At 38.3% G+C, this 14,249-nt stretch carries 12 protein-coding genes; 9 read left to right on the top strand and 3 right to left on the bottom strand.

Features of this window, described 5'->3' with window-relative positions; genetic code table 11:
* Position 1: 1 nt before the first annotated feature.
* The 3 genes from WAO84_RS14180 to WAO84_RS14170 all read left to right on the top strand — a co-directional run bounded on the left by WAO84_RS14180 (position 2) and on the right by WAO84_RS14170 (position 3,832).
* On the top strand, positions 2-1,258 hold the full coding sequence (locus tag WAO84_RS14180; protein ID WP_340066608.1) for an efflux RND transporter periplasmic adaptor subunit: 1,257 nt from the start codon (positions 2-4) through the stop codon (positions 1,256-1,258).
* A 151-nt stretch (positions 1,259-1,409) separates the two neighbouring features.
* A complete protein-coding gene (locus WAO84_RS14175) occupies positions 1,410-1,826 on the top strand; it encodes a Fur family transcriptional regulator (protein WP_340066607.1) in 417 nt (138 codons plus the stop codon).
* Positions 1,827-1,840: 14 nt separating this feature from the next.
* Positions 1,841-3,832 carry a heavy metal translocating P-type ATPase gene (locus tag WAO84_RS14170; protein ID WP_340066606.1) on the top strand — a complete coding sequence of 664 codons (1,992 nt, stop codon included), beginning with the start codon at positions 1,841-1,843 and terminating at the stop codon, positions 3,830-3,832.
* A 317-nt stretch (positions 3,833-4,149) separates the two neighbouring features.
* Here the strand turns inward: WAO84_RS14170 and WAO84_RS14165 are convergent, their stop codons facing one another.
* Positions 4,150-6,732, bottom strand: coding sequence for an ABC transporter permease (locus WAO84_RS14165; RefSeq protein ID WP_340066604.1), 2,583 nt, complete (start codon positions 6,730-6,732; stop codon positions 4,150-4,152).
* Positions 6,733-6,742: 10 nt separating this feature from the next.
* Positions 6,743-7,078: a PadR family transcriptional regulator gene (locus WAO84_RS14160; RefSeq protein ID WP_340066603.1), complete on the bottom strand. Its 336-nt coding sequence runs from the start codon at positions 7,076-7,078 to the stop codon at positions 6,743-6,745.
* Positions 7,079-7,410: 332 nt separating this feature from the next.
* Here WAO84_RS14160 and WAO84_RS14155 point away from each other — a divergent pair, with 332 nt between their 5' ends.
* The 5 genes from WAO84_RS14155 to WAO84_RS14135 all read left to right on the top strand — a co-directional run bounded on the left by WAO84_RS14155 (position 7,411) and on the right by WAO84_RS14135 (position 12,619).
* Complete coding sequence (locus WAO84_RS14155; protein WP_340066602.1) at positions 7,411-8,454, top strand: DUF4198 domain-containing protein; 1,044 nt, start codon at positions 7,411-7,413, stop codon at positions 8,452-8,454.
* Between the two features lie 2 nt (positions 8,455-8,456).
* Entirely contained in the window at positions 8,457-9,137 is a 681-nt protein-coding gene (locus tag WAO84_RS14150) for a HupE/UreJ family protein (protein ID WP_340066601.1), read from the top strand.
* 147 nt (positions 9,138-9,284) lie between these two features.
* Positions 9,285-9,956, top strand: coding sequence for a DUF2459 domain-containing protein (locus tag WAO84_RS14145; protein WP_340066600.1), 672 nt, complete (start codon positions 9,285-9,287; stop codon positions 9,954-9,956).
* Positions 9,957-10,331: 375 nt separating this feature from the next.
* Positions 10,332-11,858 carry a tyrosinase family protein gene (locus WAO84_RS14140; protein ID WP_340066599.1) on the top strand — a complete coding sequence of 509 codons (1,527 nt, stop codon included), beginning with the start codon at positions 10,332-10,334 and terminating at the stop codon, positions 11,856-11,858.
* A complete protein-coding gene (locus WAO84_RS14135; protein WP_340066597.1) occupies positions 11,855-12,619 on the top strand; it encodes a copper chaperone in 765 nt (254 codons plus the stop codon). Before WAO84_RS14140 ends, WAO84_RS14135 begins: the two co-directional genes overlap by 4 nt.
* Before the next feature lie 152 nt (positions 12,620-12,771).
* On the opposite strand, the gene WAO84_RS14130 is transcribed toward WAO84_RS14135, so the two are convergent.
* Entirely contained in the window at positions 12,772-13,710 is a 939-nt protein-coding gene (locus WAO84_RS14130; RefSeq protein WP_340066596.1) for a proline dehydrogenase family protein, read from the bottom strand.
* Between the two features lie 107 nt (positions 13,711-13,817).
* Here WAO84_RS14130 and WAO84_RS14125 point away from each other — a divergent pair, with 107 nt between their 5' ends.
* Complete coding sequence (locus WAO84_RS14125) at positions 13,818-14,249, top strand: Lrp/AsnC family transcriptional regulator (RefSeq protein WP_340066595.1); 432 nt, start codon at positions 13,818-13,820, stop codon at positions 14,247-14,249.

Here is a 14,249-nt window from a genome sequence, read left to right as displayed (position 1 = left end):
GATGAACAATAAGATCAAAATACAAATCATAAAATTTTTAATAGTATCGCTTGTGCTTGCCATTTTTACGGGCTGCAAGGAAGGAACAGAACAAGCAGTAGGGGAGGAAGCCTCAAAAACAGAAGAAACCCATGACCATAAAGAAGGAGAGGAACACGAAGAAAATGAAGAGAGTTCTGAAGAAGAAGGTGAAGCAGTGCATCTATCCGAGCTAAAATTCAATAGCTTGGGAATTAAAGTAGGTGCTTTACCAACAAAGTCGCTTTCAGGTGTGGTAAAAGCCAACGGACAATTGGAGGTGCCCCCTCAATATGAAGCCACGGTAACCGCTATTTTGGGTGGTAACGTAAGCAGCATTAAAGTCATAGAAGGTGATAAAGTGCGTAAAGGGCAGACCCTGGCCTATCTTTCTCATCCTGATCTTGCCCAAATCCAGACCAATTATATCAAAACCTATAACAGCATGCAGTTTTTAGAAAAAGAATACGAACGCCAAAAACGATTGTATGAGGAAAAGGTAGGTTCTGGAAAAACTTTCCAGCAAACACAATCGGAGTATCGATCTATCAAAGCAGAGGTAAAAGGCTATGAATCGCAGTTACGTCAATTGAATATAAATACTTCAAAAATCAGGAACGGTGAAATTTACGAATATGTTCCTGTAACAAGCCCTATTGATGGCTATATTGAAAAGGTAACTGTTCAAATTGGGCAGTACGTGGCATCCCAAACCCCTATGTTCATGATTGTGGATAATGAGCATATACATGCCGATCTGATGGTTTTTGAAAAAGACATACATAAAGTAAAAAAGGGACAAAAAATTTCTTTTACGTTGGAATCGGTTCCTGGCAGTAATCTTTCGGGTGAGATCTATTCCGTAGGGAAGCAATTTGAGCAGAACCCCAAAGCAGTGCACGTTCACGCCGAAATAGACAATAAAGAGGACTTCCTGATTCCAGGGATGTACATAAATGGAAAGATCAGGGTTGGTGCCGAACCAGTAACGGCTTTACCAGAAGATGCCATTATAGAAGAAGATGGAAAGCCTTTTATTTTTACAGCACAAAAACATATGGAAAACGGAGAAGTCGAGTGGGAGTTAAAGCCTATTGAAATTCGTACAGGAATAACCGAAGATGGTTGGGTAGAAATAAAGTTATTGCAGCCACTTCCGGAAAACACACAGGTTGTATTTAATAATGCGTATTACCTGATATCAGAAATGCAAAAAGGTGAAACATCGCATAGTCATTGATAAAATATTAAAATTGATTTTGATTGGTTAGTTAGGGTCTGTTCGACATCTTCCCATTGGAAAATAAACAACAAACCCTTTTAAAAACCGATATAGAGCATAACAAAACATTAGGGATTTTTGAGATCATTAGAAATAATTCGTTAAAAAAATGGAAGAAATAGCAAAAATACTTGAAAATAAAGGGGTTCGCCCAACAGCAATGCGATTGTTGGTCTATAAGTTATTGGCAAAAAGAGAAAATGCCATAAGCTTGGGTGAATTGGAAACAGATTTTAAAACCTCAGAGCGAAGTACGCTTTTTCGCACTATAAAAACATTTGAAGAAAAGGGTATCGTGCACTCGATAGAAGATGGTACGGGTATCATAAAATATGCTATTTGTGAAGACTATTTTACCTCTAGGGAAAATAATGATCTGCATTTACATTTTAGATGCAACAAATGCCAGGAAACGGTTTGCTTAACTGACTATAAAATCCCACAAATTAACCTTCCAAAAGGGTATGTCTCAGAAGACATGAACCTAACCGTAAAAGGGATTTGTGAAAAATGTAATATGGATTAAAACAAAAGGAAATAATGAAGGGAAACGAAAAACATCATAAAGAAGATGGACATCATCATGCCCACGGAGGTATTTTTGGGAAGGATACAGAACTCTACTTTGCAATTTTAAGTGGAACTTGTTTATTGATAGGATATCTACTGGAAATATATGCAAGTATTCCAGATAACCTTCCTTTTGGCCTCTACCTTTCTGCTTATTTTTTTGGAGGGTATTTTACTTTAAAAGAAGCCATTACAAAAATTTCAAAAGGAGAATTTGAAATCGATTTTCTAATGCTTGTAGCAGCGGCAGGAGCAGCTTATTTGGGAGAATGGGCAGAAGGTGCCTTGTTGTTGTTCCTTTTTAGTTTGGGCCATGCCTTAGAAAATTATGCTATGGGAAAAGCAAAAAAATCCATTGCCGCCCTTACCGATCTAGCCCCTAAAACCGCATTGTTAAAAAAAGGGGAGAAAACCGAAGAAGTAGCTATTGAGACATTAAAAATTGGTGATATCATTGTTATTCGTCCCAACAGCAAAATTTCGGCAGATGGTATTATTGTCAAAGGGGCAAGTAGCATCAATCAGGCACCTATTACCGGCGAAAGTGTTCCTGTAGATAAAAAAGCCATTGAAGATCCTCATAAAAACTATGAGAATCATAACAATATCCCCAAAGAAAGTCGTGTTTTTTCAGGAACCATAAATGGAAATAATGTTTTGGAGGTTAAAGTAATCAAGGAAGCCCAGGATTCTACCCTGAGCAGATTGGTTACCATGGTCCAGAATGCACAAGAACAAAAATCGCCTACGCAATTGTTGACCGATAAATTTGAAAAGATCTTTGTGCCTTCGGTTATCCTGTTAGTCATCCTACTCAATTTTGCTTTTCTGGTAATTGACGAAACCTGGAGTGAAAGCTTATACCGTTCCTTAGCAGTTTTAGTCGCTGCAAGCCCCTGTGCATTGGCCATTTCAACACCATCGGCAGTACTTAGTGGCGTAGCCAGAGCAGCCCGTGGAGGGGTTTTGATAAAAGGAGGCCGCCCATTAGAAGACTTAGGTACTTTAACTGCTTTGGCATTTGATAAAACAGGGACCCTTACAGAAGGAAAACCAAAATTGACCGATGTTATTAGTTTTGGAAATACCACAAATGAAGACCTGCTGAAAGTGGCCATTGCCGTTGAAGAATTAAGTGACCATCCGTTAGCTAAAGCAGTAGTTAGAGATGGAAGAATGCAACTATCTCCTGGTTTGGATATCCCAAATGCGAGTCATATAGAAGCCGTACATGGAAAAGGAATAAAAGCAGTATATCAGGGCGAATCCGTTTATATAGGTAATCTGGAACTGTTTGAAAATACAGACAATGGTATTCCCGATGAGGTGGTTAAAAAAGTACGTTCGTTAGAAGGCGAAGGAAAGACAACAATGCTGATGAAACGTGGCCATGAATTCATGGGCATGTTGGGGCTTATGGATACACCAAGGGAAAAAGCAAAAGAGACTTTAGTACGGTTAAAAAAAATAGGCATTAAAAAAATGATAATGCTTACGGGTGATAACCAAAAAGTAGCAGATGCCGTGGCTAAAGAAATAGGATTGACCGAAGCCAGGGGAAGTTTACTCCCGGAAGAAAAAGTTGAAGCCATAAAGCAACTGGCACAACAAGAAAAAAAGATAGCCATGATAGGTGATGGGGTAAACGACGCCCCTGCTATAGCAAACAGTACGGTAGGCATTGCTATGGGAGCCGCAGGTAGTGATGTGGCACTGGAAACTGCAGACATTGCATTAATGGCAGATAAACTGGAAACTTTGCCTTTTGCCATTGGTTTAAGCAGAATTGCCAAATCCATCATAAAGCAAAATTTATGGATAAGTCTTGGGATTGTTGCCCTCTTTATACCCTCTACAATTATGGGGTGGGCTAATATAGGAATCGCCGTAGCTATTCACGAAGGCTCTACTTTGGTAGTGGTCATAAATGCATTGAGGCTGTTAAGGTATAGACTTGTATAACTAAAAAGCTATACTGTTTTTGCCATGTCATCACGGTCACTGGCAAATGCCAGATGATCATTATGGAACAATATCGAGAATAAGACCAGTAATAAAACAGTTCTTCCAAGGATAAATGGTAAATAAAAAGAACACAAAGGGTACCCGTGTTAGACCTGCCTGAGCCATACTCAATGTCATAATGAATGGAGTTTATACTACCACCCCCATACATGATAGCAGAAAAGTTCTCTTGGAAAATTTACGTTTTTAAGAGAACTTTTTGCTTTTAGTGAAGAGTAATGTATATTAAAAGTATAATGTACTTACACGATTATTTAATTATTTCTTAGCCCGTCAACCGGATTATTGTTTGCCGCTTTTATTGCCTGTCCTCCAACGGTTAACATAGCTACCGTTAGGATTATAAACCCGGCAGCCAGAAAATACCACATATATAATGGAATGCGATAGGCAAAACTGGAAAGCCAGTTTTTTATCAAAAAGTAAGCTATTGGAAGCGCTATTATAATGGAGATTAAGACAGGTTTGGCAAATTCACTGGCTAACATAATAGTAATGCGGGTAGCGCTTTGACCAAGTACCTTACGTATACTGATCTCTTTTTTTCTCCTTTCTGCATTAAAGATGGCCAGTCCAAACAAACCCAGACAGGAAATTAAAATAGCGAGTCCGGCAAAATATCTGGCCAGGGTAGAGACCCGTTGTTCTGAAACATATTGTGAGGCGTAAGTTTCATCAAGAAACTTGTAATTGAAATCCATTCCGGGACTGTACTGTTCGTAAAAGTCCTGAAGATTATTTAAAGCTATTTTTTCTTTACCTGCCTGTATCTTAACCATGATGGTGCGGGTCCATTCTGGTCTCAGAACGAAGAACATAGGTTTGATCTCTTCGTGTATAGTTGCAAAATGAAAATCTTTGGTAATGCCCACAATTTCAAAAACCGCATTCTCTATAGAAACTGTTTTACCAATGGGATCCTTGAGTCCCATAGCATTGATTGCAGTCTGATTAAAGATGATCTTTGACTCCTCTGCCCCGTAGTCTTTTGAAAATGATCTTCCTTCAAGAATACCAATATCCAAAGTCTCTATCATTCCATAATTTACAGGACGTACCTGAAATACTTCCTGTTTATCTGGTGTTTGCCCGGGCCATTTTAAACGGTTGTTGGTATTGTTCCCACCTACGATATTAGTAGAAATGCTACTTGCCGACTTTACTCCCTGAAGTTGTTCTAAGGCCGATAGGTATGTATGTAAATTTTGTCTGATTTTCGGGTCCATATCAAAATAGACAAGGTTATCTTTGTCATAACCCAAATTCTTTTTTTGGGCAAATTCTAACTGTGTATAAACGACAAAGACAGAAAGAATCAAGATTGTGGAAATGGTAAATTGAAATATTACAAGACCCCTGCGTGCAAATACTTCTCCAAAAGATGTTTTGAGTTTTCCTTTTAATGTATTTATGGTATTGAGTCTCGAGAGATAAAAGGCAGGATAGCTACCTGCCAAAAGACCCGTAACCAATACAATTACTCCTAAGAACCATACATATTCCAGCTTGAAGCTTAGTTCCATTTCCTTCGAAGCAAGAGTATTAAACTGAGGCAGTAACAATACTACGATAAGCAGGGCCAACACTGAGGAAATAATGGTAGTTGAAAGCGATTCCATTAGGTATTGTGACACTAAAGAGTTTCGTTTTGATCCTATGACTTTTTTAATACCGATTTCCTTAAGCCTTCGCGATGCGTTTGCAGTGGAAAGATTCATAAAATTGATACATGCAATTATCAGAATTAAAAAAGCGATCAGCGAAAAAAGCCGTACATAGGTTATTCTCCCTGACTTTTCCTCTCTATTCTGAAATTTGTCATACAGATAATTATCGGAAAATAATCGTGTTGAAAGCAGCCTACCATTTGCCTCGGTCTTTGTGCTTATAAAATCTTTTATCTTGGCATTAAAATCTACCATATTGGTGCCTTCTTTCAACACCACATACACATTGGTCGTATTATAATCCCAGTTTAACGAATTGGGAGATATCTCTTTAAATAATTCGAAGGGTAAAACAAAATCGAATTTAATAGAGGAGTTATTAGGCACTTTTTCCAAAATTCCTGTGACCCTGAATGGCCTGTTTTCATAAAGCTGTATGACTTTGCCAATTACATTGTTGGTACTTCCAAAAAGTCTTGTGGCCAGAGCTTCTGATAGTAAAACCGAGTTTTTAGTGGGGAGTATGTTCTTTTTGTCACCCTGAGCAAGTTTAAAGGTAAATACATCAAAAAAACTCGGGTCTGTAAATAATCCATGAGCTTTAAGATGGATATCTTTATAGGAGAACAAGAGATCTTTGATCGTTTTTACACTGGTACTGTTCTGAATTTCCGGAAACTCCTGCGCCAGTGTTTCTCCTACCAACCCTGCTGTACTTGGGTTCTCTATCCTGTAACCATCAATTTCAGGAGTTTCAATTATCTGGTACAATCGTGTATCATTTTCATGGAATTTATCCATACTAAGTTCGTCAAAAACCCAAAGAGCTATTAACATTACACATGCCAACCCGGTTGAAAGCCCAATGATCTTTATAAAAAAAGTGCTTTTCTGCCTTATAGCGTTTCGAAAGAAAATCTTAAAGTGAAGCTTATATAAACTGTTATCCATTACTGTGAATAATTTTGATTTTTGAATTGCAAAAGGTCTTAGGTAATTCATAGTCTGGTACCAGTAATTAATTTTGGCCCGAAAAGAAGATTTTCTTGTAGTATCTTTATGGAATCTTTCTTCCAGATCGCCTAATATTTCTTCGACCAGATCATCTCTTATAATCCAGTCCAGAAGTCTTCTGGGTAGTTGAGGGGGTGTACCTTTTTTATCAGACATTTTGACTATTTTACTTAAATCCAAATTTTGTAAATGCCGGATATTGCTTCCAAAGAGAGGTCCTGAGTTCTCTTGATGCAGCAAGTGCTTTTTGACCGCTCGCTGAAATAGTATATATTCTTTTTCTGCGTCCTCCCCGTACTGCCGTTGGCTCACTCAACTTCGAGGTCAAAAAGCCTTTTTTACAAAGCCTGTCTAAAGTAGAGTGGGTCGCGCCAATAGAGACCCCTTTTCCTGTTTCCGATTCAAACCTTTCTGCAATCTTCAGGGTGTAGGCGTCATCATCAAGAATGCCAACCAATAAAAGTATGATCTCCTCAAACTCTCCTAAACGTGTTTCTTTCATTCTAAAAAAATCTAATATGATGTAACTATTTGAAAATCAAAATAAAAATATATATGATACCTAATTATAGAACAAATGTAGAAATAAAGTTTTATTTATTCTACAATTTAGTATATAATTAAATTGAAATTACTTTTAATTCTTTAAAAACAGTTGAAATTGAACAAAAATTCTTGAAAGCTTCTCTGATTTTCAGACTGTTTAAAAAATCGATCATTTTTAGATTAATAAGAAAAGCAGGTTTTGGAATGACCATCGAGAGCGAATTTTACCTCCTAATACATAATCATTAGCATGCTTTCTTTGTATATTTGAAGCTAAAGTTTCAATTTATGCGTAAATCCTTTTACCTACTATTGGCCCTTATATTATTATGCAGTCACGATCTGTATATAAAAATGGAAACTTATTTCTTACAGCCTGATCAGGAAGCGACCTTGAGCCTGTACAATGGGACGTTTGAAAAGAGCGAAAACAGGATCGCTCGCGATCGCATACTAGACGCTTCTGTTATCGCTAAAGGGAAAAGAGTAGTTATCGATCCGGATCAATGGAAAGACCAAGACAGCACCATTACACACTTAACTTTTAAAACCGGTGAAGCAGGGACCTATGTGGTAGGTGTCTCTACCAAAGCAAGGAACATAGAACTCACCGCTGAAAAATTTAACAGTTACTTAGAGCACGATGGTGTTTTAGACATGCTTGAAAAACGCACAAAGGATAGTTTATTAGATCAAGATGCAGTTGAGAGTTATCAAAAACATGTAAAAGCTATCTACCAGGTAGGTGATATCAAAACAAACGACTGGAGTACCGTATTAGGCTATCCTATCGAGTTGGTTCCACAAGCAAATCCTTATGAAAAATATAGTGGTGAAAAGCTGGAAGTACAGTTACTGCTAGATGGTAAGCCGTTATCCAACCAACTGGTCTATGCTGACTATATCAAAAATACTAACGCTCATTCACATAGCGATCACAGCCATGAGCATGATGGAAAAGAACACTCGCATGATAACACACATACAGACGGTGAGCACAACCATTCTCACAAATCGCAGACAGAGGAAGCACATTCACATATCAGTGGTCAAAAATTACGTACCAATGATCAAGGTATGGTCATTGTAGATCTGCCAGAAGACGGTATTTACTATCTACGTACCATTTACATGACCCAAGTTACAAATAGCGATGAATTAACGCATCGATCTAAATGGGCGACACTCACCTTTGAAGTGAGCCATAAGCATGATGCTACTACACATACACATGACCATGATCAAGAAGACAGTTTTCCTGCCTGGATCTTTATACTGGGTAGTTTACTGATCATAGGATTGTTATTTTTTATCTTTAGAAAAAAGAACTGACAATGCACGTGAATTTAAAGCAGGCGCTTTCACTGTTGTTATTATTCGTTCCGCTTTTAGCATCTGCTCATGACGTTACAAGTGCTGACCAGGAGATCTTACGCAATGGTGGTTTATGGGCGTATATTCAAGTGGGTGCAATGCACATGCTCACCGGTTACGATCACTTACTTTTTCTGGCCGGTGTTATATTCTATTTGAACAGCTTTAAGGACATTTTGACGTTCATTACCGTGTTTACCATAGGACATTGTATTACCCTGATAGGCGCTACTTACACTGGAATCACGGCAAATGAACACCTGGTAGATGCGGTCATCGCCCTGAGTGTTTTGTACAAAGGGTTTGAGAATTTGGGCGGTTTTGAAAAATTGAAGATAGCATCTCCAAATTTACTGCTCATGGTAGGTCTTTTCGGATTGATACACGGCTTCGGACTCTCCACACGATTACAATCGTTTGATATGGGTAGCGAGCAATTTCTAGTAAAAATCCTGTGTTTTAACTTAGGTGTTGAAGTAGGGCAGGTGCTGGCATTAATTCCTATTGTTTTTATAATTACACTTTCGCGAAAGTATAAACAGTTTGCTGCCTTTTACAAAGCAGTGAACTGGTATCTGGTATTAGTAGGGATAGGGTTGTTTATATATCAAATATACAATTACTTCACCGGGCATTCATAAAATGAAAAATAGGTTATATGTATGATAAAAAACATCAAAAATATGCCTGTTAAAAGTAAAAACAACAATAACGGCTGGGAGCCATTAATACGTTTGCATATACCGTTGGCACTACTATAAGTAACCCTTTGAAAAAGAGGTCGGTAAATGGTTAAGAAAACATATTCAATAATCAAAATTATTAAGAAGGTTCTTAAGGTACTAATGTTAGTACTGGCCATTCCTGCTATTTACCTGGCCGTCTCTTTAATACTTACTTTTATACCGGTAAATACATCTTATACGGCTGTTAATAAAACTGAAAGAATATACCTGAGTACCAATGGCGTGCATTTGCATATTATTCTGGAAAAAAAGGATGTCTCTCAACCTTTAATAAAAGGACTTGCTCATTTTCCGTCTGATAATTTTTTCTCATTTGGCTGGGGGCATGAAGATTTTTATTTAAACACACCCACGTGGTCTGATCTCACATTTGCAAATGCATTTAATGCCTTGTTCTTAAGAGGCTCCAGTCTCATCCATTTAACCCGTTACCGTAACCTCCAAACACATTGGATCGAGGTCAAAGTAAGCAAATCAGAATTAGCCAGAATAAATGAATTGATCCTTCAGTCATTCAATACCAAAGTCAATGGAGATAAGATGCTTTTAAAAGGAAAAGGTTATACAGAAAATGATGACTTTTATAAAGCCGTAGGTAAGTATTCCTGTTTTAATACCTGTAATTCATGGGTAAATACCATTTTCAAAAAAAGCGGTTTAAGATCCTGCCTGTGGACCCCTTTTGATTTTGGGTTGATCTATAAATATAAATAAACCTCTGCCAACTGCTATACACTTCACAAAAAACACAATAAGCACAAACAGTGTAAAAAAACTTATGATTTAAAGAAGTTATTGGTTACAAATTAGAAATTTCTTACATTTAGAAGCGCTAAAACACAAACAGTAAGTAATACTAGGGGTGTTTCTATGTTTACAGAAAATAGTACTACGGTAAGCAGGCTTTTAGTCTGTTAATTGAGTTATGGTTATACTGGTTTTCGGAGGAGCGAAGATATAGTTAAGTCAAGCCTTTGTCTTGTTTTCAGAACTACTGACCACCATTAAGGTTAAATTAAATAATTAAAAAAGCTACCAAACAGTGTTAGGTGTAAAACCTTGCAATTAAAACTAATTAAAAATAATACAATGGCTAAATTTCAAAGAAAAAATGCATGGAATCAACAGGGTACATTTGACAACCCTGATCTTTTGTGGTATGCAAAAGGAGTAAAAGAGATGCAGTCCAGGCAATTAAACGATCAAAACAGTTGGTGGTTCTTTGCCGCTATTCATGGAGAGGAAATAGAAGAAAGTACATTTCCGGGATGGGGAGAGATCCCTCCACCTCCTAACGTACCCACCAGCCCGGTTCCTCCCCGGTCTGTTCAGGATACATTTTGGAACCAGTGCCAGCACCAAAGCTGGTATTTCCCACCCTGGCATCGTGGCTATCTTATTGCTCTAGAAGATCAAATTCGTTCAGTAGTAATAAGCCTGGGAGGACCAGCCGACTGGGCATTACCTTACTGGAATTATCTTGGTTCCGGGAATCAGTATAAAATGCCTCCTGCTTTTGCTGAAAAAACTTTGCCGGACGGTAGCGCAAATCCTTTGTACGTTACCGCCCGATACGGACCTGACGGAGATGGTAATATATTTATCAAAATTCCCCCAATATCAGGTGCGTGTCAAAGCAATACCATTTATACCGGAAGCAATAGGGCTACTCCCAAACCCGGTTATGGAGGTCCTGCTACTCGCTTTAGTCATTCGGGAAATGTAAGTGGTAATTTAGAAAGTAATCCGCATAATATGGTACACATGCAGGTGGGAGGCACACCTAATGGCGAGGACTATGGTATTATGGCATATCCTGAAACGGCAGCACTTGATCCCATATTCTATTTGCATCATTGCAATATAGACCGTATGTGGGCCGCATGGAATGCTGCCGGAAATCAAAATCCTACCGAAACTAACTGGCTGGAAGGTCCGGCAGCATCCGGAGAAAGAGAATTTGTAATGCCTATGGCCAACGGGAACTCGTGGGTATTTACCCCGGCCGATGTAAACAGTCTTAGCCAGTTGGATTATGTGTATGATGATCTTACCTTAGCTAAGGAATTAGACTTTGATCAAGCACTTACTGCAAGGTTAACTAAATTTGGAGTAGAACCGGCGAGGGTATCAAAAGAAATGCATATGGACACAGGAGGTAAATCAGAATTAATAGGGGCCAATCAGGAACCGTTAGAATTGGAATCATCAGGGATAAAGACCAATGTGAAGTTTGATAGGAGCGCATTTAACGTAATGCGAAACACTTTTATGAAAGCTTCTGAGTTAAATGTTCCTGATGAGATCTATCTTCAAATTGAAAATGTAAAGGGTGCTATGGATGCCAATATGTTAACAGTTACTGTAAATGACAGACTTGCCGGACACGTAGCTCTTTTTGGACTTAGAAATGCCTCTAAGAAAGATGGCCACCATGGCGGTGAGGGTCTTACGTTTATTTTCAATATTACCAATATTTTTGATGACCTGCATCTTACGAATACACTTGATATAGATTCCATAGATGTGAAGATCTTTCCTGAGAATGCCATTCCCGGCACTCAAAAGATCGTAGTAGGGCGCGTAAGTATTTATCGTGAACAACAAAACATATGAAAAATACCAGACGTCTTAATTATGCTATCACTATGGTAATTCTGGCCATAAGTGTGATATTATGGATATTATTATGGTTTAATCCCGGCAATATTATGACAGTGGAGCATTGTGCGGTAACCACCTTAGGACCTTCTGAAGCTTCTCTTGAGATGTTACTGGAAATGAACCCTGTTTCAAACATGATGACAGGCTGGATGCTAATGGTGTTTGCCATGATGCTTCCTAAACTAATAATACCCATTCAGTACATCTATGAACGTAGTTTTAAGCGTCAGCGTTTTAAGTCGGCACTGTTGTTTATATTGGGGTACGCATTGATTTGGGGCGTTGTTGGGTTTTTTATGAATGTCGTTATATTAGGGTCAAACCTTATATTACCCAATTCATTTGTTCCGGCAGTGTTGGTAGGGGTAATTGCCATAATATGGCAGTTTTCACCCATAAAACAGAGGTTTTTAAATCGCGGACACGATCATGGAGTTCTGGCCGCGTTTGGCTGGGCGGCTCATAGAGATGCATTAGCTTTTGGATTAAAACATGGGGTATGGTGTGTGTGTTCCGGTTGGGCCTTAATGTTGTTCCCCATGCTTTTACCTCAGGGGCATAACCCGGGAATGCTGGTCGTAGCCATTATCATGGTAAGTGAGCATATGGAACATCCTCAGATCCCCCGCTGGCGATTTGATATGCGTTTAAAACTTCTAAGAATATTTTTTGCACAAACAAAAATCAAACTTAAAATTAGACAGGCACTATAATTTAGATCACAACAAATATAAATAAGCATAGCAAGATCTATCTTCATCCGTTTGCTTCACTTTTGTAAAGCATACGGTCAATCCTGTTTTTAGTTTTTTTACAGATACATAAAAAATACAGACGTTCTTTCATATACTTTTCCCAAATAGAATTATTCGTTAACCATGTCAGCAATACCTCTTAAAACATTAAGAGGGTACTCGGCCCAGCGGTTACAGAGATATAAATACCATTCTTTTCCATATACTACGTATATACGGCAACGATACCCCGCATTCTTATAAATTTCCAGAGTTTCGTTTTCAATACCCAGAAGACGCTCCAATACGTAGTTGGTTGGTTTGTGAAGATCTATTAATTGTCGGGTTTTTTTAAAAATCTTTTCGTCATGCGAGGCAATGGCACAGGGGTGATTTTTTGCCAGTAACTGTTCTGTATAGTTTAGGTATATAGTATCCAGCTTTTCTCCTCTTGCCAAAGAAACTCCTTCTGGCGTAGAAAAGGCCCCTTTCACCATTCGTATGCTACCCGGCAGTTGCAGTGCTTCCTTAAGATCATCTTTTGTTCTCTTTAAATAAGCCTGAAGGGTAATGCCCAGATTGTTATGCTGTTTCAATGCTTCTTTATATATATCCAGTATAGCATCGGTACGGTCTGTTCCTTCCATACTTATAATAACTTCCCGGTTACCTTTTTTAGCTTGCTGACAGATACTATGAAGATTTTTTGCTGCGAGCTCTTTAGAAACGAGTAAACCAATGTGCGAAAGATCCAGTGAAATGGAAGAATTAAGGTTACCTATACGTATGGTTTCTGCCAGATCAATAAACTCTTTGGTCGCAAGATTCGCATCTCCTTCATTACGTTTACTCTCTCCCATGAAGTCGGTTGTGACGGTAAACCCCTGTTTATTGAGTTTTTGTATTACAGTGACTGCTTCTTCTATGTTCTCACCGCCAATATACCGGTTGGCTGCTTTTTTCAACGTATCGAAAAGCACTTTGTTTTGGAGAATATAACTTTTGGCGTTTTCATTCAGTGCAGCTTTTTTAAGGGCCCGGCTTCCTGTTTTTAATAGTTCATGATCCATAAGTACTGGTTTTGTATATCATAAAATTACTTTAGAATATATAGTTTTTGCCTTTGTTTAGAAGGAAATAAAGTATTTTTGGCTTTGATTATAGCAATTTTTACAGGATGGACGGTTTAAATAGAAAAATATTAAAAGTTTTACGTAATAATGCCCGTAGTTCTTATGCCGAAATAGGGAGAATAGTAGGGTTATCGGCTCCTTCTGTAGCCGAACGTATTCAGAAAATGGAAGATGCCGGTTGTATTACCGGTTATAAAGCACAATGGAATCTTATGAAATTAGGATACCCTATTCAGGCAAACATTGCTTTAAAAACAGATGCACAAAGGTTCCGTATGTTTATAACAAAGCTCAGTGAGTTTCCTGAGATTTTTGACTGTGTGAAGGTTACAGGTGAGCATTGTGTACTGCTAAGAGCTGCCGTACAGGATAATCATCAGTTGGAAGAGCTTATAGACAGGCTTACGCTATACGGGCACCCCAATACGTCTATTATACTTTCTGATTACAGTGATCAAACTGATTTCAAACCCTGA

It is taken from the genome of Ascidiimonas aurantiaca, assembly GCF_037646345.1.
In the GTDB taxonomy this organism is placed as follows: domain Bacteria; phylum Bacteroidota; class Bacteroidia; order Flavobacteriales; family Flavobacteriaceae; genus Ascidiimonas; species Ascidiimonas aurantiaca.
The sequence above is the reverse complement of the archived record's forward strand: the minus strand, read 5'-3'. Positions and strand labels throughout refer to the sequence as shown.